Below are 22,899 nucleotides of genomic sequence, written 5' to 3' on the forward strand. Positions count from 1 at the left end.
CCCATGATTCGAATTACACCATTTTACACCAGGCTCGCACACATACTCATCAGCCTGATCTGCCTTTGCTATATTGCGATCGTGGGACGCACGCTTCTGGCGCCACTTATTTTTGCTTTGTTATTTTCCATGTTATTGCTGCCGTTTGCTGGGTATATGGAAAGAAAGTTCAGGTTCCCACGGTCGGTCTCTTCCCTGATAGCATTGTTATCTCTTGTATTAGGCATTGTTGCCATTATTGCCGTTTTAGGAACACAGGTAACACAACTCGCTCAGGATTGGCCAGCTTTTAAACAACAGGTGATCAGTGCTACCGCTGATCTTCAAAAGTGGATTGCACTTACTTTTAATGTGAATGCCGACGAACAGATCAACTACCTGAGCGAATCGGCGACCAAGGCATTGGATACAGGTACATCACTAATAGGGCATACTTTGCTTTCCGTTTCTTCGGTGCTGTTGTTTCTACTTTTTATCTTTCTGTATACATTTTTCATATTGCTTCACCGACGATTATTGTTGCGTTTCATCGTTTCTCTTTTTAGTGAACAGCATGCCGTGGTGGTCTATGATATCGTTGCGCAGGTTCAGTATATTGTAAAAAAATACATTGTCGGATTGTTTCTGCAGATGCTGATCGTAACGCTTCTGTCCTGCGTCGCCTTCTGGATTATTGGGGTGAAATACGCCTTCTTACTGGGACTTATTACCGGAATCTTTAATCTGATACCATACATTGGTATTGTGACAGCATTGCTGCTGACCATTCTCATCACGTTTGCGACTGCCAGTACCACCAAAATTTTGATGGTACTGGTTGCAGTAATTGCTATACACCTTGTCGACAGTAACTATGTAATGCCGAAAATTGTAGGGTCGAAAGTGAAGATCAATACCCTGGTGGCGCTACTTGGACTTGTATTGGGCGAAATGATATGGGGAATCACTGGTATGTTCCTTTCTATCCCTGTGATTGCGATTATTAAGGTTGTTTTCGATCGCGTAGATGGCCTGAAACCCTGGGGAATGGTACTTGGTGATGACGACAGCAGCCCGGAAAGTAAAACTGCTGTTTCCGAGGTTTTGGAAGATCAGTCGAAAATGGAATAAATATTCCTCATAGCTCTATATCACAACCGCACTAATCCGTGCGGTTTTTTTTGTCGTAGGTCATGCTGTAAATCAATTGGCAACCGATAGAAATACAGAATGACAAATTATGAGTATGAGATTCTTTTTTTGAAGGCTATGGATGAAAAAAGGATTGTCTGTTATGAGAACCGGAGCAGTAAGGACCATTACCATATCCATGCATACAGGCGTAAAGGAGAAAAAGTTATTTTCTTTTGCATGGTTGAAACATTTTTTCTGGCTCCGGATAACTCCAGATGGCTGGAAGGTTCGATCAGATCATTTCACGAATTCAGTGAAATACTCGGAGCAACATCGGAAACACTGAGGATAACAGAAATCAATTTCCGGATGGAAGATGGATACAAAACCAGATTACCTTTATTATCTGCTATAGATCCCGGGTGGACGACGGTGGATTAAAGAAATGTCATAAACACGGTGTCAATCAGTATTAAGCTGAAACACCGTGTTTACTTTTCAATCAGCTATTGTAGTTTCAACGTTTCCAAATAATCTTTGAGCCATCGTTTTATCATGACCATAAACATCTCTGCGAAAGTTGAGTTTGCCCTCTGAGTCAACCCATGCTGTAAAATAGCCTATATATACCGGGATTTCATTTTCTCCGCGCAAGCGTACATATTTTTCTTTTCCCGCATTCATGGCCCGCTCTATTTTCTGACTCGTCCACGTGCTGTCTTTTCTTAGCAGAAACTCGGCCAGCTTTTTAGGTTCAGATAAGCGGATACATCCATGACTAAAAGCCCTTTGTGATTCTCCGAATAAGCTTTTAGAAGGTGTGTCATGCAGATAGATATTGTAGCTGTTCGGGAATAGAAACTTGACCAGTCCAAGAGAATTCGACTTACCTGGCTTTTGTCTCACGGAGCCGCCGTTCCATTCCATGTTATGTCTTGCTAAATAATTAGGATTACGCTTGATACCTGGTAAAATCTCTTTTTTGAGGATACTCGTTGGAACATTCCAGTACGGGCTGAAAACAACCTGATTCAGCGTTCCGGAAAATATAATAGTGCTGTTTGCTTCTGATCCGACAACTACATTCATCTCGAACGACAGTTTACCTTTTTCATATACGTGAAGCATAAATTCCGGTATGTTCACCAATAAATAATCAGTGGTAGGAGAGGCAGGCATCCATCTGATCCGCTCGATGTTTATTAGCATCTGGTGAATTCGACTGGTTGGGGATACATTCAGTTCTTTGAAAAAAGCAGGTCCGGTTTCCCCTGTGGCTTTTAATCCAACCCGCCGCTGAAACTGCTTTACAGCTGCGACCAATGTGGAATCGAATACTTTGCTGCTGTCCGTTTGCTGTAAGTCACCAAGTAAAACCAATCTTTCTTTTAAAAGAACCACCATCGTATCAACACTTCCCTTGCTTAATTTTCTGGAAGACCCGATGGGAGTCCAGGGATAATCTTTCTGTATCTGATGATACTGCAGAAGGTATTGTTTAAGTAGATTATACTGACGGTTAACCGGCTCATAGGCAGCCAGGTTCTGCCCTTTATTTTTCACCAGCGAATCCAGAAAAGATACCGCGTCCAGCTTTCGCCTTGGAATGAACCATTCCAGTTCCTGGGTGTTAAGCTTGCTATTACCAGCATAAGCGAGATTCGAATAAAGAAAAAACTGGTTTGTAAGCTGTAATTCCGTTTTGATGACGAGCGAATCCTGAGGATTTATTTTTCTGTATTTAGACAGTGAATCGATGGCTGTAACAAGCGAGGCGTTGTACAGCGAACTATCACCGGAATAATGTATAAAATCGTTTTGTAAACTCAGGAAAGTCGGAACAAATTCAGCCATGCCATCAGGAAAGAACCACGCAAACTGATAATTACGCTGATTGTAAAAGTTACTCATTCTATCAGATAAGCTGTCATCTTGTGGAAAGCTCTGCAAATATTTTTGCAATGCTGATGAATCAACAAAAAGTTCTGTAAATGAATTTTCAACAGTTATCGTTGTGTCCCGTGATACAATTTCTTTTGCCCTTTCTGCTTTTTCCCGGCAGCTGAAAAGGACTACAGAAAGTAGGAGGGCAATGCATAGTTTGTGTATCATGGAGGTAAGTGAATAGGTTATTGCCGTTAATATTACATCATTTTTTTTAAAGAATGTCAGTCATGTACAAGAAGTTATCTGATTCTGATTGAGACATCCCGGCGGCTGTCAATTGCAGAATAAAATGAATTGTTAAACGACTCAGTTGTGGTATAGTATTTTTTCATTTGTCTTCACCATCAGACTAAAAGCCATGAAAAAGTACACCACATGCCATTATAAAAATGGCTCCCTTGTTTTTTCTACAACGTCAGCGTACGAAAAACAGTACGCTGATCAGGTTGTAGACATATTCAGAAAGTATCAGCTTACCACCGCATCCAGACCATTGAGCAACGGCTGGTTCAGAGTGACTGGCCGTATCAACCTGCATTATGATCCATTTAGCAGTACTGAGGGTCAATGGAATGAAGTCGTCAGGCAAATGACACTGATACTCACCGTACTTGAATGTGAATGTCAAAAACTGTTTCCTGTGAGCAATAATTTACCCACGGATGTCAGGTAGATCATGTTCATGTAAATCATTTCAGGACATTGAAGCCAGATGTGGCGGAAGAGGAATTTCCTGACTGGATTCATCTGCAACAGGAGCCAACCTTCCCGCAGGCAGAGGTATCAATCCAGACCATATCGGAAGTTCCTTATCATTTGCTTCGTCATTAGGCATACCTGTCCGTATTTTGGCTGATGCGTGGTCAAGCGAAAATGCCAGTGCTATGGTTTTATCAACTTCTTTTTCGGTCATCGGTCTGAGATAATCCCAGCTGTTTGGGACTATTTTTTCCGTAAGCCATTTGAAAGCTTCAAATTTGGTTTGAAAATCTTCTATTTTCTCGGCCTTAGAAAAGATGACTACGGATCTGTAATTCACAGAGTGGCTAAAGGCAGATTTAGCTACAACGATGTCATCAACGAGCATTACCGTAATACAAACAGGAATTCCCTTTTCAATTTCCCTCAAAAAATGGCTTCCCACTGATCCGTGAATGTAAATCTTATCCTCGTAACGAACGAATGAGGTAGGAATAGAAAACGGCTGATTGTCTACCGAATAGCTGATCGTACAAAATAATGCTTCGTCTAGTATCGGATAAATTTGTTCCGGTACATAATGAGCCCGTTTGGCAGCACGGCTGGGAACGAGGTGATCTTCTGGCTTTTTCATGTTACTTGTTTTTTTAACAAATATCCTATAGAATTGGATTGTCATAATCGTCCAATTTATAAAATTATCATAGTCCAGTTATGTTTTCCGTTGTATCCTTCATCACCATTGATCGAACACTTCCTGAAGCAGTTTACATACAAATCGCGAATCAACTGGCTGAACTGATTCGGAAAGGAGTGATGTCAGCAGGCTTTAAATTGCCAAGTTCCAGAGCGATGGCTAAGGAGCTTGGTGTCCACCGGAAGACGATTACGGAAGCCTATGACGAATTACTATCTCAGGGTTGGCTGGAAGGTAGACAGGGAAGTGGAACGTTTGTAGCGCAACATATACCTGTTATTAAGCCAGACCTGATTGGCCGGCATCATACTACAACTTTGAAAAAGGTAAGCGGTTTTCCCTTAAAAGCGTTGAACTATCCAAATAGGCCGGTTACGACCTATTCTGAGCCACTGCATCTGGACGATGGATTTCCTGACGTGAGATTGGCTCCTCTGGCTGATCTGGCGAAGGCTTATCGCACCCAACTTATTACAGGAAATAGCTATAGTAAGCTAGGGTACTCTGACCCTGCCGGCTCCCTCTGGCTACGTCAGGAGTTGGCTTTGTATCTGAATCAAACCCGTGGGATGGGGGTATCTGTAGCAAACATCATCATTACACGCGGAACAACCATGGGATTGCATCTGGCAGCTTCCTCCATTATTTCAAAAGGCGATATAGTTGTAACCGGAAATACATGCTGGGCAGGAGCAAAATATAATCTACAACAGGCTGGAGGTAAGATGATGACTGTTAAAGTGGATGAAAATGGTTTGGACATTGATGAACTGGAACAACTTTGTGAAAATCAACGCATCAGACTGGTCTATGTTACATCTCATCACCATTACCCTACTACCGTCACACTCCGTGCAGACCGGAGACTGAAATTACTAAACCTGGCTGAGCAATATGGATTCGCTATATTCGAAGACGACTACGACTACGATTTCCATTACCTCAGCAAACCTTTATTACCGCTTGCTGCCGATGATCCTCATGGTATGGTACTTTATTGCGGGTCTTTCACCAAGTCTATCGCTCCGGCATTCAGGGTAGGCTATGTAATTGCAGCTGAAAATGTAATCGAAAGGTTAACACAACTGCGCAGAATCATTGACCGGCAGGGTGATGTGGCACTTGAGAACGCGATAGCAGATCTATTGCATAGCGGAGTTATTCAACGACATTTAAGGAAATCATTAAGAGAATATCGGCAACGACGCGATATTTTCTGTGAGCTGCTGGGGACTGAACTTCGGGACGAAGTAAGCTATGTAAAACCGGACGGCGGATTGGCCGTCTGGACTAAATTTGATCAATATTACAACCTGACTTTGATAGCACAGAAAGCGTCTAAAAATGGCCTCTCTTTTTCCAATGGTTTGCTACACGATATACCTTCCGGCGGATACACCCGACTGGGTTTCGCCTCATCGACGACAGACGAATTGGTCAGATCCATTGAAGTTTTAAAAGGAATTTTATAGTGGTTTCAAACCTGACGGCTACTAACTATGTTCCTTGTTAAGTTTGTTCAGCTTGTCTATCAGGTAAATGAGCTCTTGCTCTGATCTGCTCAATTCTTTCAATTCGGAAGGTTCAATGACATTCCCCTCGGGATCGTAAAAGTTCTTGAATTCTTCACTGATCTCCGGATTTTGGATATTATCCGGATCCGATATCTTACTGTCGCTGATACTGTCCTTTTCGAATTCGACTTGCTGCCGTTTGGCTAAAATTTTCTCCTGCAGATCTTTTCTCTGCTGTTCGATTTGGTCCATGATAAAGATTTTTTTAAGTCAAGCACAAAAATTAAGCCAACTGTATTCTGCATTTAATATTTATCAGGAATTCCTGCAACCCTGACTTTGGTCATAAATGAACACTGCCTAAATCATTTATAAGCTGCCACTCCAGACGGACATTTGTATAGAAAATTTTAGTATTGAGATACGTCAATATCTGAAATGCAGATCCAATCTACTATATCAAAAAGGTTATGAATACTCCCCAATATACTACTGCTGAAGAGGCAGTAAACCAGGTCCAGTCCGGCAACAGAGTCTTTATCCATGGTAGTGCTGCTACCCCTATCCATTTGGTGCAGGCATTGCAGAAAAGACATTGGGAATTGAAAAATGTCGAATTTATAAGTATAACAACGTTGGGAGATGTCGATTTCAATGACCCGGCTCACCACAACAGCTTTTTCTTCAATTCGCTTTTTGTCTCTGCCAATACACGAGCAGTTGTGAACAGTGATTACGGCGATTATGTCCCTGTATTTCTAAGTCAGATTCCTCAGTTGGTTAAAACCGATAAACTACCCGTTGATGTTGCCATGATCCAGGTATCCCCGCCTGACATGCACGGGTTTTGCTCACTGGGAACATCTGTGGATATTGCGCGTGCAGTTGTAGATTCTGCTAAACATGTAATAGCCCAGGTGAATCCTTCCATGCCCCGGACGCATGGTGACGGATTTATCCATATCAGCAAAATCAATTCACTGGTATGGCATCAGTGTGAATTGCCGGAAATAGATTACTCCCTGAATGTAAAGCCCGCCATGATTCAGATCGGTCAAAATGTGGCATCATTAATTGAGGACGGCGCTACCATTCAGGTAGGTATCGGTGCCATTCCGGATCAGGTCCTTCGAAATCTGCAAAACCATAAAAATTTGGGTCTGCATACAGAAATGCTTTCGGATGGGGTCATTCCGCTGATCGAAAGTGGAGTAATCAATAACAGTCAGAAAAAGCTCAACCGGGGTAAGTCAGTCACGTCATTTATGGTGGGCACGAAAAAGCTATATGATTTTGTGAACGACAACCCTGCGATTCGTGTAATGGATATTGCTTATGTGAACGATACGAGTATCATCCGTCAAAATCAAAAGGCCACTGCGATTAATTCAGCACTTGAGTTAGATTTAACGGGGCAAGTTTGTGCGGATTCGTTAGGCACCTATCAGTATTCAGGTATTGGCGGACAAATGGATTTTATACGCGGAGCGTCGTTGTCTGAGGGAGGAACCCCGATTATAGCGCTTCCATCCGTAACTTCAAAAGGTGAATCACGCATTGTACCATTTTTGAAAGAAGGAGCAGGTGTAGTGACCACGAGAGGGCATATTCATTGGGTGGTAACCGAATATGGTATGGTGGATTTGTTTGGCAAAAGCTTAAAGCAGAGGGCACGTGCGCTGATCAGTATTGCGCATCCAAATCATAGAGAAAATCTGGAGAGAGCCTTTTGTGAGCGATTTGGTAGTTATCAGCGTCCGGCTGTTACTAGTCTTTCTGATAGAGTATTCTGCCCTTAAACTACCTCATAAATTCTGAATGCGGCCGGGTATATTAGCCCGGCTGTATTGTTTTCAGGCAATCACAACTAAGTCCGGCTCAGTATTCTCCCCTTTGGCTGAAGTAGAATAAGCAAGCTGGATTTTCCGACCCTTTGCGTTTGCTTCTTCCAGTTTTCTGAAAACTGTAGCTTCTCCTTCCAGCTTCATAGCTTCAAACAGCACATTTCCGTAGCTGAATTCTGCTGAGCCGAATCCGTTGCGCAGTGCTGCTGCCTGATAATGATCGAATAGTTCTTTACCTGTCATGCAATTTATATTTTCATGGCTAATATGAACCAAAGATGTTCAACAGACAAAAAAGGTTGCATGAAGATGGTATTTGTTTTAAAATTCGATTACATCATTCGATGGTAATTTTAACATCTCCTTCTTTAACCATGATGTGGCAGCAATCGTGGGCGATCAGATAGTCTTTGGAAATCACCTCTTTTCCATCTTTCTGACCTGTAAAACGAAATGCCTTTCCACATTTATCTGTCCACGATTTGTGCTTGTCGCCCATTAAAAGGTAGTTACCCATCGATTGCCGGATATCGATATATTCATCCCTTTCTAACACGATCTCCCGGCCATCTTCTATTCTGGTTATTTTGTATTCATCTAGCAGATATGGCTTTCCACCGGCATCTTTAATTTCCAGAATAATGTTCCGATATTCCTCTGTACAATTGATATTGCTTTTGCAGGCGCAGGGGCCAATCTCATTATCAATGCAGGTGGAAAATGTCAGCATTAGGATGAAGAATAGAAGGATGTTTTTCACGGCGAGAGATGATCAGGAGTTTAAATAGGGCTAATCATTAACAATGAGTAAGTTGATTCGCTAATGGTTGGAAAGTAAGGTTGGAATATTTATCTATCATAATTTCCACGGAACCATTTATTAAATTTTCTATAATTCTCTTAGCTTTGCATCATGAAAACACAAATCGTCTATCGCGCCATTCGCAACTGGTCATCAAAGGATGTCTGGCGTGAGTAGCTACATAGTGATTTAAAAAAACATTAGCGATCCGCCCGATATCAATATCCGGGCGGATTTTTTATTTACATACTTATGATAAAAACAATTACTCAACAGTACCGTGAATCATACAGCGGCTTAAGTCGGGAGACCTGGTTATTAAGCATGGTGGTGCTTATTAATCGCTGCGGCTATATGGCCGTACCATTTATGAGCATGTATATCACTCAAAATCTTAACCGCAGTATTGCAGATGCCGGTCTGATTATTACGCTCTTCGGAGCGGGCTCTGTACTGGGTGCGATTGCCGGGGGATATCTGTCCGATAGAGTTGGTTTTCGTTCTGTGCAGATCGTTAGCTTACTAATAAGTGGATTACTTTTTATACTTTTCTCTCAAATTAATACTTTTGAGCATTTATGCCTGCTCACGGTCGTTCTGGGCTTTTTTGTGGAAGCATTTAAGCCAGCCAATAATTCAGCTATCGCATTTTATTCGTCACATGAAAATCTGACGAGATCTTATGCGCTTAACCGTTTGGCTACAAATATTGGTTTTGGCTTTGGCACTTCTGTCGGTGGAATATTAGCAGCAATCAACTATGACTTACTTTTTTGGGTAGATGGAGTGGTCTATACACTGGCGGGTGTACTGATCATGATATTATTACCAGAAGGAAAGATCAATAAAGTCCAGGAAGAGGAAAATACAGAAATAGCTCTGACATCCAAATCCCCCTGGTCGGATCTGTTTTTTATACGCTTTATTGGTATGGTAACCTTATACATGATTGCGTTTATCATGATATTCAGAATTTTACCGGTATTTTGGAAAGAACAAATGCATATCGGAGAGGCGACAATTGGTTTACTGATCGCGATGAACGGAATCGTAATCGCACTGTTTGAAATGGTGTTTATCCAAATTCTTAGAAGCCGACATTCTGATTACCACTATATTATAGCCGGCGTATTGTGCACCCTGTTCGCATTTTTTGCTCTACTGATTCCGGGCTTACCGGGTCTGATCGCAGGTGTACTGGCTGTTCTGTCGTTCACTATTGGTGAAATGCTAACGTTACCATATATCAGCACGATTGTGATCAACAGAGCTAGTGAGCATAACAGAGGTAAATATTCAGCAGTATATTCACTATCGTGGGCTGTTGCGCAGGTAATAGGACCGGCATCCGGCGGTTTTATCGCGGCCCACTGGGGTTATGATACACTGTGGGTGACATTAATTGTCCTTTGTTTGTTATCTGCTTCCGGTTTTTATCAGCTATATATAAAGCGTCTGAGTCTGGTTTGATATAATAATAACGCCTGTTGCTGCTGAAATAGATTCAGACGTTATTATTTACGGTACTATTCGATCTGTCTTTTGAAAAAGCCCCAGGCAGCAGAGAAGAAATCCATGTCACTTTGAAACTCGTGTTTCCCATTATTCACTTTTAATAAAGTTACCTCTGGTTTACGTTTTTCTTTAAATGTATATTTTTCAATGGTAATATCATTGGACTGATCTGGATCTGGTACAATTTGCTTTTGGGGCTTACCATTATATCCGGCGAGTTTCGCCCAATATGCAAAAGATTGATCTGTGGACTGAACATTACCAAGTGTTAATCCCGCCGATTTCATTTCTCCTCCTTCATACGGATTGACCGGGTCAGCTGTGCCATTTATAATCATAATTGCTATCGGCTTTTTCCGTTCCACACAGTCCATATTTTCCTCAGTTGGCATATTAGCAACCATTGCACATATTGCCCTGAAACTTTCAGGCATAGTAATTCCCATTTTGTACGCCATCTGACCACCTCCTGAAAAGCCTGACGCAAAAACATTTTTTTTATTGATCGAATACTTTTTTTCGAAAAAATTGATCATCCCTTGAAAAAATGCCTGCTCATCAATATCAATTTTATTGGCTTCCGCTGCCGAATGCTTTCTGCATTCATTCCAGAATGACTTATACCCCTGTGGATACACAACTATAAAATTCTCACTTTCAGCCCGCTTCTCAAGTTTTTCCGCGTTGCGCATGAAGCTGGCTGCATTACCACCAGAACCATGAATAGCGAACATCAGACTTCCATTTAATTTTTTTGTCTGTGGCTCATTATAGTAAAATGAACGGTAGTGATCTCCGACCCGAATAGAATCGGCAACAGGTTGTGCTAATGTGGGTGCTGTGGCCAACAGAAGACCAGCCAAACAAATTTTTTTATACATGGGATTTGAAAGGAATAATAATTTTAAACAGTAATGCAGTAAAACTAACAGATTTTGTCTTGTTTTAAGAAGTTGATCTGCATATTCCGTTTGAAGATAAATAACAGATATTATGGCTGAAGTTAAATTGCAACTTGGAGAAAAGGGGAGAGGTGCTTTTTACCTTTTCGAAAAAGACGAGAAGGCTGGTGAAATGGTAATAGGGATATCCGGTACTACACTCACAGTCTATCACACGGAGGTCGATCCGGAATTTGAAGGACAAGGAATGGCTAAACTGATGCTGGAAGAAATGGTAACTTATGCCAGAACAAATAATTTGACGGTCATGCCCTTATGTACTTATGTTCATACACAGTTCAAACGTCACCCCGAACTTTACGCTGACATCTGGAAACAGTAGCCGGCATCAATCAGTTGCCATAGGCAGGTAAATTAGAAAAACTGCACCTTCACGGGGTTTGCTATGTGCTGTAATATAGCCATTATGGTTTTGGACAACCTTTTTACATAGCGCCAAGCCGATGCCAGATCCGCTGTATTCTCCTTTTCCATGTAACCTTTGAAACATTTGAAATATACGTTCCAGGTATTTCTCGTCGAAACCGATCCCATTATCACTAACCGATATCGCTACATATCTTAAGTCCTGTAACAGATATGGAATGCTGGCAAGCTCACCGGGTTCTGCTTCCCAACCTTTAATCCGGATTACAGGATGTTGATCGGGCACTTTGTATTTTACGGAATTACTGATCAGATTTTGCATGAGTTGCACCAATTGCGAGGGATTGCCTGTAACAGGTGGAATTTTATCAACCTTTATCTCTGCCTGATGCTCTGCTATACCAATTTCAAGATCAGAAATAACTTGTTTGATCACCTTGTTCAGATCCACGGCGACGAATTCTGTATCTACATTGCTACTAAGCCTTGAATAAGCCAGAAGATCATCAATCATCAATGACATTCTGTGGGCAGCATCCTGCATTCTACTCAGCATGTAAGTTCCGGTTTCATCCAGTTGATCACTGTAAGAAGATTGTAATCTTGAGCTGAACGATTGTATTTTGCGCAATGGCTCCTGCATGTCATGGCTGGCGGCATATGCGAATTGCTGAAGATTGGTATTGGAGTTTACCAGTTCCTGATTGGCAAGCTTCAATTCATTCGTACGCTGTACCACGCGAGCTTCAAGCTGATCTGCTAATTGCCGATATCGTTCTTCACTTGCTTTCAGTTCCTGAGCAGCTATCATCTGAGGTGTTACATCGACAGCCATGTCCATGATGGCATAAACTGCTCCGTTTTCGTCAAGTAATGGCTTATAGGTAAAGTCATAATACCTGGTTTGCATCATACCATTAATGATCAGATCAGCTCGTGCTCCATTGGCATGATATGCGATTCCGGATTTATAAACTTCATCGAGAATGTCAAGAAAAGGCTGCCCGATCAACTCAGGAACGGCCTCACGAAGTGGCTTTCCGATTACTCCGGCGTCCTTTCCCCACATTTTGATCATAGGCTCATTCGGAATTTCGACAATCATATCCGGTCCTACAAACAAAGCAGTAGCAACAGGCGCTTGCTCTATCAGACTTCTGAACCGGCTCTCACTCTCCCTGACTCTCTGCTCTGCTTCAACCCTTTCAGTGATATCCAGTATTATGCCAGAAAGGGTAATAACATTACCTGATTTATCATAGAGATAACGGCCAATAGACTTCGCCCAATGTACAGAACCATCCTTCCAAATGAAGCGGGCTTCATAATCCAGTTCACCCGTTTCCCTGGCTCTTTCATATGCTTCATTCCTCAAAGCAATATCGTCAGGATGGAGATGTTCGATGAAGGTTTTCCTTGACAAAGAATCAGATACTTCTCCTGTAATAATCTTGCACAGGGTAGGCGAATAAACGATTTCATTCGTCGACATGTCTACCAGAAAAGAGCCAGCTCCGGTACCCTCTATAGTCATTGTAGCCTGCTGATCAGCGTAAAATGCTCTTTCCTGATTGGTAATCAGATCGGTGATATCCTGAGCAATTCCTGAAAAACGATAAACCTTCCCATTCTTGAAATAAGCCTGCCCTTTACATTGTAGCCAGCGAAGGGTAAGCCCATCTATTCCGATTGTTCGAAACTGAATATTATAAGAACCTTCCGAATCATTCATCAAGGATTTGGATACCAATTGATGCACCCGGAATCGATCTTCTGGATGAATTCTTGTGAGAATGGTATCGTAAGCAATACTGTCCTGGTGAGATATACCAAATAACGCTCTGCATCTTTCATCCCAGTCAACGAGATTTGTTTCCGGATTTAGATTCCATGTTCCTAACTGTGCAGATTGAAGTGCAAAATTCAGACGCTGCTCGCTTTCTTCCAACGCGCGCTGATGCTGTAGTTGCAGGGTAACATCCTGCATCGCACCAACCATCCTCACAGCACGCCCGTTTTCGTGTAGTGTATAGCCGCGGTCATGTACGTAAGCATAAGAGCCATCAGCACATTGGAACCTGTAGTCGTCTGTCCAACGAGAGCCACCGGACTCTATCACATCATGAATGTGCTTCACAACTCTTTCCTTATCATCAGGATGGATTCTGTTATACCACGACTCTGGCCCTGGTTCAAGCTCTTCGTAGCCAAATAATTCCTGCATTCCTTCGTTCCACCACAACGTGTTACTCACCAGATCCCAATCCCAAATGATATCATGTGTTGCTTTCGCTACAAGCTCAAATCTTTCATTATCCTGTTTGAAGTTGTCATTGGAATGCATATTATTATCGGCCATTATAACTTATGAGTAAAAGGGGCATTGCAAAAAGAATTTTTCAGATAGTTCCTTAAGCCGCGCCTTGTGTCTTACATCTTTGCTGCTGCAGTGAATTCAAAAAAGGAGAGTAAATATGACAATTTACCACTTATAATTAATAATTTTTGAGAAAAATTTACACCTACGGACATGGAAAACAGGACGACATGGATATCAGGTCTTCGTAAAAAGTTAGTGTGGCTCATGGGCTGTTTTGCGATCCTGGGGCTATTTACTAATAGTATTCACGTCCCCGAAAGTAAAGTGATAAGCCTGTTCAATGGAAAGAACTTTCAAGGCTGGGAGGGTGATACTGTAAAAACCTGGCATGTCGCAGGTGGTGCGATTGTAGGTGGTTCTCTGGACGATGAAGTCCCTCACAATGAGTTTTTGAGTACAAGAACGAGCTATAGAAACTTTAGACTTAATCTTAAATTTAAGTTGACCGGCTCTGAAGGATTTGTTAATTCGGGCGTACAGTTTCATAGTAAGAGAATTACAAATCCGCCGTATGAAATGACTGGCTATCAAGCAGATTTAGGGGATAAGTTCTGGGCAAGCCTGTACGATGAATCAAGAAGAAACAAGACGCTGGCTGCCCCTACACCTGAACTGGTGGCGAAATTACTTAAACCCGGGGATTGGAACGACTATCAGATACGAAGCGAAAACGGTCGTATCAGAATTTATCTTAACAAAAAACTTACAGTGGATTACAAAGAAACTGATCAGCATATACCGCAGTTGGGACTGATTGCATTACAGATACATGGCGGTGGCAAGGCACGCGTAGCTTTTATGGATATTTTTATTGAGGAATTATAAGCATACATACCTTAACTATCTTAAACTCACATACGCATCTTATGAAAAGCAACCGAAGAATTTTTCTAAAAAATATGACGGCTGTATCAGCCTTGGCGGCAACAGAAAGTTTTGCCAAACCCTTTAATATTATTCCCAACCTGAAAAAGATCAGCCCCAATGACAAAATTCGTTTTGCAACGATTGGGATGGGTATACAAGGGCATCAGGACACTAAGGCCGCATTACGATCAGGGGGAACAGAGTTCGTTGCAGCAGCAGATCTGTATGACGGACGACTTCAAAGGGTAAAAGAAATATATGGCAACGAGGTGTTCACATCACGTGACTACCGTAAAATATTGGAGAGAAAGGATATAGATGCAGTGCTGATAGTCACTCCGGATCACTGGCATGATCACATTACTAAAGCCTCCCTCGCTGCCGGCAAACATGTATACTGTGAAAAACCTATGGTACATCATATCAATGAAGGGCTGTCTGTCATTGATGCATGGAAGAAATCTGGCAAAACGATGCAGATCGGCAGCCAGAGAATCAGCTCAGCTTCTTTCAAAGAAGCGAAAAGACTTTTCCAGGCAGGAGAAATAGGAGAGATTAACTATGTAGAGTCCAACAATGACCGGTTCAATGCGATAGGAGCGTGGAACTATTCCATTCCTACTGACGCTTCGTTGACCACACTTGACTGGGATACCTTTCTTGGCGATGCTCCCAAAACAGCTTTTGATTCCAAACGATTTTTCAGGTGGAGAAATTACAAGGATTACGGTACGGGTGTAGCGGGTGACTTATTCGTGCATTTAATTACGGGTGTTCATTTCGTAACAAATTCAATGGGTCCTGAGCGAATTTTCTCATCAGGACAGCTAAGTTATTGGAAAGACGGTCGTGATGTTCCTGATGTAATGGTTTCAATACTTGAATATCCTAAAACGGACATTCACAGTAACTTTCAAATGGTACTGAGGGTAAATTTTGCCAATGCCGGTGCTATTGCTAATAACACACGCATTATTGGTACAGAAGGGCAGATTGAGTTTACGGAGAATAACCTGATACTTACCAAGAAGAAATTACCCAAGGCACCGGGTTATGGCGGATATGACAGCTACAATACATTTTCAGAAAAAGAACAGGCTGAGTTTAAAAAGCAATATGACGCACAATTTCCGGATGACACGCGTAAAGCAGAACCAGTAAAGGAAGTACGGTTCACAGCCCCCAAAGAGGATGACGCGCACGTCGCACATTTCAAAGACTTTTTCGACAACATCCGCAAGGGAAGCCTTGGCACGGTGGAGGATCCTGTATTTGGATTCAGAGCTGCAGCACCTGTATTAGCATGCAATAGCAGTTACTTTGAAAAAAAGGTAATCCATTGGGATCCGGTTAGGATGAAACTAACCAAGGGCTGATACGGATGATGGCGAATTACTAATCACAGATTCGCCATCATTAATCATTCCTCAGCAGTCACCACTTTTTTTATGGATTCCCCCAGCTTTTTGATCATTTCATAGGAATGCGCTGTATTTGCAGTTTTATCAAAGATAATCTCCATGTTACCCGGCGAAGAATTGAGATGAAAAGTTGTTCCATCTACAAGCGTTATGTCTTTATCAATATCATCTTCGTGATCTACGAAAATTCTGTTAGGTTTTACAGACCGGTTCACCAACTGTTGTGCCGCTACCGTTCTTGACTTGTCATAGTGAGCATTAAATCGGTATTCCGAATCGGAATCTTTTACAGCAACTTTCAACTCATGGGATGAAGTACACGCACCGGCCATCAGCAGTAAATAAATTCCAACACTCTTAATAAAACATTTCATAGCGCAATATACTTAACAAGGTACCTGGTTATATACAGTAGCAAATTTAGTTAATTTTCCGAATTTTATACCTGCGATTAAGATTTAATATCTACTTATAATGATGCAGGCATATTTTTAGATAGTCGGGTATAAATCTGAATTAAACATCCGTCCTTATGAAAACCGTTATCAAATATCTTCTGGCATTACCAATCCTGTTTTTCTTCACCAATTCTGTCCATGCAATTGCATATAAACAGACCATAGCATCAGTGGTAGTACAAGAGCAACAAAGAGTCCAGGTTGATGTAGCCGATCTGCCAGAGAAAGTAAAAGCTTCCGTTGGTCACGATACCGAACTGGCCTGGACCATACTCAAGGCCTACCTGACTACAAATCCGGATAAGACAACATTTTATGATTTGTACGTCCAAAAACCTGATGGTGAAACCTGGATGAAAGTGGATAAAGAAGGTAAAGTACTTAACTAACCGAAGCTGATTCCGAGGACTTTCACCACAAAACGGGGAGTATGTTAAACACAAAACGACAGCGCCACATACTTTAACAAATTGAATATCAGTTTATTATGAATAATGGCAAAATTCTTTTGCTATGATTCGCATAGGGTAGCAACCCATATGAAGAATATTTTGAATCAAAACTAAAACGGATTATGAAAAAGCTAATAGTATCGGCAATTGCCCTGACTCTCATCTCATTTGCCTCGGTGCAGGCTGACAATAGCGTAAAAGCTAACAACGCTCCAACCGAAATCACTACTCAGGAGAAGGTAAGTGTAAAGGCTGAGAATCTTCCAGACGGGGTTAAAAATACAATTAAAAGCGATGCTTTTGAAGGTTGGAAAGTTGTGTCGGCGTTTTTAATAACCAACACAGACAAAACTCAATATTATGAGCTGAATGTTAAAAATGGTTCAGAAACCGCAAGGGTCAAGTTGGACAAAGACGGCAACAACGTCGAATAACATATATAAGAAAAATATAACAAGACGGCCTGCGGATGAACTGATAGTTTATCCGCAGGCCGTTTTCTGTATCAAAAATAAATTTACCTGAACTTATTCTGGCTATCATATGCCAAGCCTAACCCTACACTAGACAACTTGTTCTCATCAGCTATTGCGGCATTTGGAAACAGACTTCTAAACTCTGCTTGCACAGCTGGAACCTCCGTGGTACCACCTGTTAAAATGACAAGTTCAATCTGTTCGGGGCTTACTCCTGCATCAGCAAGGCACTGTCTGGCTGCAGCGGCTACTTTTTCAATCTGTTGTGCAATAGCTACATCAAACTGCTGTCTGGTGACACTCGTAGATAATCCTTCCTCAATAAAGGCAAATGGTGTGTCGTAGGAATCTGAATCTGTTAGTGCAATTTTTGTCTCCTCTGTTACTGCCAGCAGAGCATGTCCCGTTTCTTGTTCCAACACTTGCAGCAAACGTCCGTACCGAGTCTTATCGTGGGATTCAAATAAAAGTTGACGGGTCTGAGAAATGATTTTTGGTGTGTAGAGAAAGTTAACCTTGCTCCATTCTGATAAATCATAATAATGACGAAGCGGAACTTCCAGATTCTTAGTACCGTAAGTGGTTTTATAGCCGATCTCAGGCATAATAGCGGAAAGGCTCAAATCTTTGTCAAAGTCATTACCGCCTATTCTAACTCCGGTATTGGCAAGAATATCCTCCGTACGGTCGGGCTTTCCAATATTCCTGGATGACAGCTTTATTACGGTAAAGTCAGATGTTCCACCACCAATATCTGCTACCAGGGCCAACTTTTCCCCACTGACATTAGCTTCGTGTGCGAATGCAGCTGCAATAGGTTCGTACTGAAAATCAATATTTTTGAATCCAAGCAAACGGGCCACTTTAGCCAGTTCTTCTTGAGCACGAACGTTGGCTCCAGGGTCATTATCGATAAAATTGACCGGACGTCCCATGACCACATTTTCAATTTCGAAACCTGCCTGGACGTCTGCCTTCTCCTTTAAATTCTGAAGAAATGTTGCAATGATCTGATCGAACCTCATATGCTCCCCATTCACCATTGTACCCTGTTTCATGATTGGAGTTCCAAGCACGCGCTTCAGGCTGCGCATCAATCTGCCTGGTTGACGACTAAGAAACTGATTCATTGCCTCACGTCCGTAGAAAGGGACGTTTCCTTTTCGAAGAAAGAACATGGCACTTGGGGTCGTAATACTGGTTCCTTCTACCGCTACGAGGGATATATTTGAATTGTTAGCAACAGCTATACTAGAATTAGAGGTTCCGAAGTCAATGCCGCAGGAGACTGATGTCATATTGATTTTTAATTTTGGCCGAGCAAGTTCCGACTATTCATTGTCAATAGCAACGAGATTGAAGTAGAATAGAGGAAGAGTTATAGCAAATAATATTTAAATACAGAAACTTAATAAACTCTGAAAAAACAGCAGGTAGTACAACCATTACCATCTAAACCGGATCATGATAGAAAGGCAAATAAAGTAATATGAGGATCAGTTGTGATTTGACTAAGGAATGGTGATACAGCGGTCATGATTTTTGTATACTTGCGACAAAAAAATAAGATTCAGTAATGAATTTGAGAGATTAAATAACTTTGTACGGTTGAGTCAGATGATTGCCCGCCATATTTAAGACAAACGAGAGTACATGATATCAGTAATTATTTGCTCCGCAAACGCGGATGATCTTCGGGATGTTAGCGAGAGTATAGCGCAAACCATAGGTGTGGAGCACGAGATTATCGCCATTGATAATTCAAACGGGCAAAAAGGCATCTGTGAGATTTACAACATAGGGGCACGCCAGGCAAAATACGAAATTTTGTGCTTCACGCATGAGGATATCGAAATGAAAACATCCGATTGGGGAACGAAAGTAATCCAAATTTTCAAAACCCACCCGGACATTGGGTTAGTCGGAGTAGCTGGTGGAGGATATAAATCAATTGTTCCGTCCAGTTGGTACAATGCCGATCTTGAAGTTAATGGGGAATTCTATTGTAATCTTATTCAGGGTTTCAAGTATTCGGGAAGGGACGAATTTCACGACTACCGAAATCCGCGTAATGAAAGTCTGTCTACAGTCGCCTGTGTAGATGGGTGTTGGATGTGTACCAGAAAAGAAATAGCGGAAAAGTATCCCTTCGATGAGCAGTTGCTGAGGAAATTTCATGGTTATGACCTTGATTTTTCACTGGCTGTAAATCAGGAATATAAGGTGGCAGTAACATATGAAATATTGCTGAAGCACTTCTCTGAGGGTAATTTCGATGAGACCTGGATGGAGGATACACTTAAAGTACACAAAAAATGGGGATGGCTGCTGCCCGTAAATTCGGACGGTCTTGATGAACGTACATTAAAACGATACGAGAGGAGGGCTTACAAAGTATTTTTCAACAGATCTCTGGATGAAGGCGTTTCCTATGCGAAGCTAAAAGAAATTATCTCCTATAGTCGTAAGTCCCGAATTTTTCCTCTTCGTATATATCTGAAGCTATACCTGGATTTGTGGAAAGTGCGAAAAGAGCGGATCCGGGAAGCGAGGAGCAATTAAAGATGGTCAGGCAACTCGTATCCCAATTGATGAAGATAAGGTTTCCAAAAATCGAGATGCTGATCCCACGCATGACAGCCAAATGGAAGATGGTTTTTTGTGTGCATCATGGATTGCTCCAGTCTGTTTTCAAATGAAAATTTCAAAGCCGTTTTATAAAATGGTATTCTGAGCCTTGTCCGCATGCGATTTACTTCAATACTCCAGAAAACATCTTCGTGAAACTGATGTTCATCGCGTTGATGATACTCCTCAATCTTATCTTTGAAGGTGAGTGAAAGATGATAGAATTTTGTAACCCGGCGCAAAGAAAAACCACCGTTTCCTACCGAGTTATCAAATTGCCTGTCACTCGGCAATCCATCTTCAAAGGTATTTCGGAATATATGATAGCGCGTATTCAGCCTTGTTTTCCACTCCTTAAATATATCAGGATTCGGGAGTCGCTTCAGCCAGGGCGCTCCTATGTAATCATAACTTTTCGAACACCATTCAGATAATTCATCTCTGAGCACAAAGGCATCAAGCTGGTGTATCAGTATGTACTCATAATTCAAAAATGTCCTATAAAATTTGGGTGACAGCATCAACCTGTTGTAACCCTGTATCCCCTGAAAAAAAGTATCGTCAAAGGAGATGATTTCCGAAAAATGCTCAGTCCCTTCAATACCATCCATACGAAGTGACGATGGCTTTATCGCCAGAATAGGGTATGGCTTCAGCACCCTCAGGCACTGTTTGAGCGCAATATATTCAAGAGCTGTCAGTTCCGATTTATAAAATGGAATAACTACCGCGACCTGCTCTTTTTCTTTCATATAACCAAGCAAGTTTGTTATTTGTTGTCCAGCATTTCAACGAGTGACTGCAGATGTTCCTGAAAAAAGAAATCGTAGCCATTTTCACCCTCAGGAATCACATTGATTACTTCAAAAGAGGTTTCCAGAATCCTCGGCACTTTCAACGACTCAGCAATGGAGAATGGAAAGGACTGATTACCGATGAAAAACTTGGAGCCCGCAATGATCTGCGCCATTTCCATGAAGTTATTCACCTGCACCCATTTGATATGCGGTATGGTCTTCTTTATGTCCTTATATTCTGATTCAACACCAATAAAAACAATATTTTCATAATTGTTTAGGAACTTGTAGTTGATTGTAAAATTGCGATAACGCTCGCTTCGAGCCATTACAATGGTATCAGCATAGAATTTATTTGGCTCCACTGTGATCCATGGTGTCCATAAAACCGGATTTACACCAGTAAGGTAGCTACACCAACGTGCAATGTTTCCTTTGTCCATTGGTATATTGCCGGAACGGAAGTAATCCAAGTCAATGTCAACTGCCTGATCCGTGAGTATTTCACATACATCAATGTACGACTGAGGAGCAAGCAGGGCAATAAGCATATTGGCCATTTTCTCATTCAGCATCACGTTGCCGAGCGGATGTGTATTATAACCTTCCAGCTTAAGCGGCTGTCCAAGTCTCAGATACAGCTCAACAGGCACATTCGTAATCTCTTTGATCTGTCGTATCGTCGGGAGGGCGTAAATAACGTCACCAGCATTTCCACTATGGGACAGACGTATCTTTCCATTTTTCCTGGCATATTCGAGAATCTTATCGGGAGTTGTTAACCTTTCTGTATTGTTTATCAGATTGGCAAATTCAACATGTTTGTAATTCGTAAGTTCCCATTTGTACTGTTTATATTTTATTTTGTCGGTATGTTTCAGCCAAAGTCGTGCAAAAAGATTTTTCTTTTTAAACATGCCTGTATTTATGTTTAATTCCTTTAATTTCTTTTAAAATTAGAAGTTGTGTTTCGATCAGTCTTTTAAAAGTACCGTTTGATCGAATGAGTGCAAGATGTGCGATGCGCTGTTCTTGCTCTAATGCTTTCATTATACATAATCAACTAACACATCCAGAGATTTAACCGCATTCATACGTTGTATGGTAACAGCCATATCGGTTCAAAAGATGTATTAGTCAGCGCTACTTTGCGTTCAGCATTTTGACTATAGATTCAAGATGTTCTTGAAAAAAGAAGTCATAGCCATTTTCGCCTTCAGGAATTACATTAATGACCTCAAAGGACGTCTCCAAAACGCGAGGTATCTTCAACGACTCGGCAATGGAAAAAGGGAAAGATTGATTACCTATAAAAAACTTTGAACCGGCAATAATTTGGGCCATTTCGAGAAAGTCTTTCACCTGTACCCACCGGATGTGAGGAATGACCTTTTTTATGTCCTTATATTCAGATTCGACCCCCAAAAATATAATATCTTTATATTGATTCAAAAATTTGTAGCTTATTGTATAATTTCTGTATCGCTCACTTCGGGCCATAACAATGGAATCCCGGTAATTTTTATTAGGTTCTATGGTCAGCCAGGGTGTCCATAAAACCGGATTTACACCAGTGAGATAACTGCACCAGCGTGCAATATTACCTTTGTTAGTTGGCACACCACCTGACCGAAAGTGATCAAGATCAATATCAATGGTTTGGTCGGTAAGTATTTCGCATCGGTCAATGTAAGATTGCGGACGGATCAAAGTAATCAACATTTCAGCCGTCTTTTTATTGAGTCTGACATTTCCCAATGGATGTGTATTATATGCCGGCAGTTTCAATGGTTGCCCAATTCTAAGATAAAGCTCCACCGGAACATTAATTAGCGCTTTCAACTGGCGTATCGTAGGAAGCGCGTACATGATATCTCCAGCGTTACCACTGTGACATAGCCGAAGTCTACCATTTTTTTCAGCATATTCTATTATTTTGCCTGGGCTTGTTAATTTTTCCC

Annotated in this window: 24 protein-coding genes; 12 read left to right on the forward strand and 12 right to left on the reverse strand. The window is 41.5% G+C overall.

Annotated elements, in window-relative coordinates; translation table 11 throughout:
- Nucleotides 1-3: 3 nt before the first annotated feature.
- On the forward strand, nt 4-1,110 hold the full coding sequence (locus tag AC1XUE_RS01620; RefSeq protein WP_483354185.1) for an AI-2E family transporter: 1,107 nt from the start codon (nt 4-6) through the stop codon (nt 1,108-1,110).
- A 99-nt stretch (nt 1,111-1,209) separates the two neighbouring features.
- Nucleotides 1,210-1,554 carry a hypothetical protein gene (locus AC1XUE_RS01625; protein ID WP_483354186.1) on the forward strand — a complete coding sequence of 115 codons (345 nt, stop codon included), beginning with the start codon at nt 1,210-1,212 and terminating at the stop codon, nt 1,552-1,554.
- Between the two features lie 57 nt (nt 1,555-1,611).
- On the opposite strand, the gene AC1XUE_RS01630 is transcribed toward AC1XUE_RS01625, so the two are convergent.
- The gene (locus tag AC1XUE_RS01630; protein ID WP_483354187.1) at nt 1,612-3,225 is read right to left on the reverse strand and encodes a L,D-transpeptidase family protein; all 1,614 of its coding nucleotides are present in this window, start codon (nt 3,223-3,225) and stop codon (nt 1,612-1,614) included.
- Nucleotides 3,226-3,418: 193 nt separating this feature from the next.
- Between AC1XUE_RS01630 and AC1XUE_RS01635 the strand changes: the two genes are divergently transcribed.
- Entirely contained in the window at nt 3,419-3,733 is a 315-nt protein-coding gene (locus AC1XUE_RS01635) for a hypothetical protein (RefSeq protein WP_483354188.1), read from the forward strand.
- A gap of 21 nt (nt 3,734-3,754) precedes the next feature.
- Here AC1XUE_RS01635 and AC1XUE_RS01640 read toward each other — a convergent pair whose 3' ends face one another.
- Nucleotides 3,755-4,393 (reverse strand): pyridoxamine 5'-phosphate oxidase family protein, encoded by a 639-nt coding sequence (locus AC1XUE_RS01640; RefSeq protein ID WP_483354189.1) that lies wholly within the window; start codon nt 4,391-4,393, stop codon nt 3,755-3,757.
- 80 nt (nt 4,394-4,473) lie between these two features.
- Between AC1XUE_RS01640 and AC1XUE_RS01645 the strand changes: the two genes are divergently transcribed.
- Nucleotides 4,474-5,928, forward strand: a complete 1,455-nt coding sequence (locus tag AC1XUE_RS01645) for an aminotransferase-like domain-containing protein (RefSeq protein ID WP_483354190.1) — start codon at nt 4,474-4,476, stop codon at nt 5,926-5,928.
- 21 nt (nt 5,929-5,949) lie between these two features.
- On the opposite strand, the gene AC1XUE_RS01650 is transcribed toward AC1XUE_RS01645, so the two are convergent.
- Entirely contained in the window at nt 5,950-6,222 is a 273-nt protein-coding gene (locus tag AC1XUE_RS01650; RefSeq protein ID WP_483354191.1) for a hypothetical protein, read from the reverse strand.
- A gap of 218 nt (nt 6,223-6,440) precedes the next feature.
- On the opposite strand from AC1XUE_RS01650, the gene AC1XUE_RS01655 reads away from it, so the two are divergent.
- Nucleotides 6,441-7,769 carry an acetyl-CoA hydrolase/transferase family protein gene (locus AC1XUE_RS01655; RefSeq protein ID WP_483354192.1) on the forward strand — a complete coding sequence of 443 codons (1,329 nt, stop codon included), beginning with the start codon at nt 6,441-6,443 and terminating at the stop codon, nt 7,767-7,769.
- 54 nt (nt 7,770-7,823) lie between these two features.
- Here AC1XUE_RS01655 and AC1XUE_RS01660 read toward each other — a convergent pair whose 3' ends face one another.
- Together AC1XUE_RS01660 and AC1XUE_RS01665 are read right to left on the reverse strand one after the other, a co-directional pair.
- Complete coding sequence (locus AC1XUE_RS01660) at nt 7,824-8,057, reverse strand: hypothetical protein (RefSeq protein ID WP_483354193.1); 234 nt, start codon at nt 8,055-8,057, stop codon at nt 7,824-7,826.
- A 94-nt stretch (nt 8,058-8,151) separates the two neighbouring features.
- Nucleotides 8,152-8,574: a hypothetical protein gene (locus AC1XUE_RS01665; RefSeq protein ID WP_483354194.1), complete on the reverse strand. Its 423-nt coding sequence runs from the start codon at nt 8,572-8,574 to the stop codon at nt 8,152-8,154.
- A gap of 396 nt (nt 8,575-8,970) precedes the next feature.
- Here AC1XUE_RS01665 and AC1XUE_RS01670 point away from each other — a divergent pair, with 396 nt between their 5' ends.
- Entirely contained in the window at nt 8,971-10,086 is a 1,116-nt protein-coding gene (locus AC1XUE_RS01670) for an MFS transporter (RefSeq protein ID WP_483354195.1), read from the forward strand.
- Nucleotides 10,087-10,142: 56 nt separating this feature from the next.
- Here AC1XUE_RS01670 and AC1XUE_RS01675 read toward each other — a convergent pair whose 3' ends face one another.
- On the reverse strand, nt 10,143-11,012 hold the full coding sequence (locus AC1XUE_RS01675; RefSeq protein ID WP_483354196.1) for a CE1 family esterase: 870 nt from the start codon (nt 11,010-11,012) through the stop codon (nt 10,143-10,145).
- A gap of 112 nt (nt 11,013-11,124) precedes the next feature.
- On the opposite strand from AC1XUE_RS01675, the gene AC1XUE_RS01680 reads away from it, so the two are divergent.
- Entirely contained in the window at nt 11,125-11,415 is a 291-nt protein-coding gene (locus AC1XUE_RS01680) for a GNAT family N-acetyltransferase (RefSeq protein WP_483354197.1), read from the forward strand.
- A 6-nt stretch (nt 11,416-11,421) separates the two neighbouring features.
- Here the strand turns inward: AC1XUE_RS01680 and AC1XUE_RS01685 are convergent, their stop codons facing one another.
- The gene (locus AC1XUE_RS01685; RefSeq protein WP_483354198.1) at nt 11,422-13,818 is read right to left on the reverse strand and encodes a PAS domain-containing protein; all 2,397 of its coding nucleotides are present in this window, start codon (nt 13,816-13,818) and stop codon (nt 11,422-11,424) included.
- 171 nt (nt 13,819-13,989) lie between these two features.
- Between AC1XUE_RS01685 and AC1XUE_RS01690 the strand changes: the two genes are divergently transcribed.
- Both AC1XUE_RS01690 and AC1XUE_RS01695 read left to right on the forward strand, forming a co-directional pair.
- Nucleotides 13,990-14,664 carry a 3-keto-disaccharide hydrolase gene (locus AC1XUE_RS01690; protein ID WP_483354199.1) on the forward strand — a complete coding sequence of 225 codons (675 nt, stop codon included), beginning with the start codon at nt 13,990-13,992 and terminating at the stop codon, nt 14,662-14,664.
- Between the two features lie 41 nt (nt 14,665-14,705).
- Complete coding sequence (locus AC1XUE_RS01695) at nt 14,706-16,082, forward strand: Gfo/Idh/MocA family protein (protein ID WP_483354200.1); 1,377 nt, start codon at nt 14,706-14,708, stop codon at nt 16,080-16,082.
- A 44-nt stretch (nt 16,083-16,126) separates the two neighbouring features.
- Here AC1XUE_RS01695 and AC1XUE_RS01700 read toward each other — a convergent pair whose 3' ends face one another.
- Nucleotides 16,127-16,501, reverse strand: a complete 375-nt coding sequence (locus AC1XUE_RS01700) for a hypothetical protein (RefSeq protein WP_483354201.1) — start codon at nt 16,499-16,501, stop codon at nt 16,127-16,129.
- A 158-nt stretch (nt 16,502-16,659) separates the two neighbouring features.
- Here AC1XUE_RS01700 and AC1XUE_RS01705 point away from each other — a divergent pair, with 158 nt between their 5' ends.
- Both AC1XUE_RS01705 and AC1XUE_RS01710 read left to right on the forward strand, forming a co-directional pair.
- Entirely contained in the window at nt 16,660-16,974 is a 315-nt protein-coding gene (locus AC1XUE_RS01705) for a hypothetical protein (protein ID WP_483354202.1), read from the forward strand.
- 185 nt (nt 16,975-17,159) lie between these two features.
- Entirely contained in the window at nt 17,160-17,471 is a 312-nt protein-coding gene (locus AC1XUE_RS01710; protein ID WP_483354203.1) for a hypothetical protein, read from the forward strand.
- 83 nt (nt 17,472-17,554) lie between these two features.
- Here AC1XUE_RS01710 and AC1XUE_RS01715 read toward each other — a convergent pair whose 3' ends face one another.
- Entirely contained in the window at nt 17,555-18,811 is a 1,257-nt protein-coding gene (locus AC1XUE_RS01715; protein WP_483354204.1) for an Hsp70 family protein, read from the reverse strand.
- Nucleotides 18,812-19,166: 355 nt separating this feature from the next.
- On the opposite strand from AC1XUE_RS01715, the gene AC1XUE_RS01720 reads away from it, so the two are divergent.
- Nucleotides 19,167-20,075: a glycosyltransferase gene (locus AC1XUE_RS01720; protein ID WP_483354205.1), complete on the forward strand. Its 909-nt coding sequence runs from the start codon at nt 19,167-19,169 to the stop codon at nt 20,073-20,075.
- Here the strand turns inward: AC1XUE_RS01720 and AC1XUE_RS01725 are convergent.
- The 3 genes from AC1XUE_RS01725 to AC1XUE_RS01735 all read right to left on the reverse strand — a co-directional run bounded on the left by AC1XUE_RS01725 (nt 20,072) and on the right by AC1XUE_RS01735 (nt 22,807).
- Complete coding sequence (locus AC1XUE_RS01725; protein ID WP_483354206.1) at nt 20,072-20,893, reverse strand: DUF5672 family protein; 822 nt, start codon at nt 20,891-20,893, stop codon at nt 20,072-20,074. The two genes, AC1XUE_RS01720 and AC1XUE_RS01725, sit on opposite strands and share 4 nt — an antisense overlap.
- A 17-nt stretch (nt 20,894-20,910) precedes the next feature.
- Nucleotides 20,911-21,855 carry a hypothetical protein gene (locus AC1XUE_RS01730; RefSeq protein WP_483354207.1) on the reverse strand — a complete coding sequence of 315 codons (945 nt, stop codon included), beginning with the start codon at nt 21,853-21,855 and terminating at the stop codon, nt 20,911-20,913.
- Between the two features lie 226 nt (nt 21,856-22,081).
- Nucleotides 22,082-22,807, reverse strand: coding sequence for a hypothetical protein (locus AC1XUE_RS01735; RefSeq protein ID WP_483354208.1), 726 nt, complete (start codon nt 22,805-22,807; stop codon nt 22,082-22,084).
- Nucleotides 22,808-22,899 lie beyond the last annotated feature (92 nt).

The sequence above is a fragment of the Dyadobacter sp. HNCC25DJ187 genome (genome assembly GCF_056895255.1).

Coding starts and splice junctions, on each gene's coding strand:
- AC1XUE_RS01620 (WP_483354185.1), top strand. CDS start 4: ATGATTCGAATTACACCATTTTACACCAGGCTCGCACACATACTCATC.
- AC1XUE_RS01625 (WP_483354186.1), top strand. CDS start 1,210: ATGACAAATTATGAGTATGAGATTCTTTTTTTGAAGGCTATGGATGAA.
- AC1XUE_RS01630 (WP_483354187.1), bottom strand. CDS start 3,225: ATGATACACAAACTATGCATTGCCCTCCTACTTTCTGTAGTCCTTTTC.
- AC1XUE_RS01635 (WP_483354188.1), top strand. CDS start 3,419: ATGAAAAAGTACACCACATGCCATTATAAAAATGGCTCCCTTGTTTTT.
- AC1XUE_RS01640 (WP_483354189.1), bottom strand. CDS start 4,393: ATGAAAAAGCCAGAAGATCACCTCGTTCCCAGCCGTGCTGCCAAACGG.
- AC1XUE_RS01645 (WP_483354190.1), top strand. CDS start 4,474: ATGTTTTCCGTTGTATCCTTCATCACCATTGATCGAACACTTCCTGAA.
- AC1XUE_RS01650 (WP_483354191.1), bottom strand. CDS start 6,222: ATGGACCAAATCGAACAGCAGAGAAAAGATCTGCAGGAGAAAATTTTA.
- AC1XUE_RS01655 (WP_483354192.1), top strand. CDS start 6,441: ATGAATACTCCCCAATATACTACTGCTGAAGAGGCAGTAAACCAGGTC.
- AC1XUE_RS01660 (WP_483354193.1), bottom strand. CDS start 8,057: ATGACAGGTAAAGAACTATTCGATCATTATCAGGCAGCAGCACTGCGC.
- AC1XUE_RS01670 (WP_483354195.1), top strand. CDS start 8,971: ATGGCCGTACCATTTATGAGCATGTATATCACTCAAAATCTTAACCGC.
- AC1XUE_RS01675 (WP_483354196.1), bottom strand. CDS start 11,012: ATGTATAAAAAAATTTGTTTGGCTGGTCTTCTGTTGGCCACAGCACCC.
- AC1XUE_RS01680 (WP_483354197.1), top strand. CDS start 11,125: ATGGCTGAAGTTAAATTGCAACTTGGAGAAAAGGGGAGAGGTGCTTTT.
- AC1XUE_RS01685 (WP_483354198.1), bottom strand. CDS start 13,818: ATGGCCGATAATAATATGCATTCCAATGACAACTTCAAACAGGATAAT.
- AC1XUE_RS01690 (WP_483354199.1), top strand. CDS start 13,990: ATGGAAAACAGGACGACATGGATATCAGGTCTTCGTAAAAAGTTAGTG.
- AC1XUE_RS01695 (WP_483354200.1), top strand. CDS start 14,706: ATGAAAAGCAACCGAAGAATTTTTCTAAAAAATATGACGGCTGTATCA.
- AC1XUE_RS01700 (WP_483354201.1), bottom strand. CDS start 16,501: ATGAAATGTTTTATTAAGAGTGTTGGAATTTATTTACTGCTGATGGCC.
- AC1XUE_RS01705 (WP_483354202.1), top strand. CDS start 16,660: ATGAAAACCGTTATCAAATATCTTCTGGCATTACCAATCCTGTTTTTC.
- AC1XUE_RS01710 (WP_483354203.1), top strand. CDS start 17,160: ATGAAAAAGCTAATAGTATCGGCAATTGCCCTGACTCTCATCTCATTT.
- AC1XUE_RS01715 (WP_483354204.1), bottom strand. CDS start 18,811: ATGACATCAGTCTCCTGCGGCATTGACTTCGGAACCTCTAATTCTAGT.
- AC1XUE_RS01720 (WP_483354205.1), top strand. CDS start 19,167: ATGATATCAGTAATTATTTGCTCCGCAAACGCGGATGATCTTCGGGAT.
- AC1XUE_RS01725 (WP_483354206.1), bottom strand. CDS start 20,893: ATGAAAGAAAAAGAGCAGGTCGCGGTAGTTATTCCATTTTATAAATCG.
- AC1XUE_RS01730 (WP_483354207.1), bottom strand. CDS start 21,855: ATGTTTAAAAAGAAAAATCTTTTTGCACGACTTTGGCTGAAACATACC.
- AC1XUE_RS01735 (WP_483354208.1), bottom strand. CDS start 22,807: ATGTACGCGCTTCCTACGATACGCCAGTTGAAAGCGCTAATTAATGTT.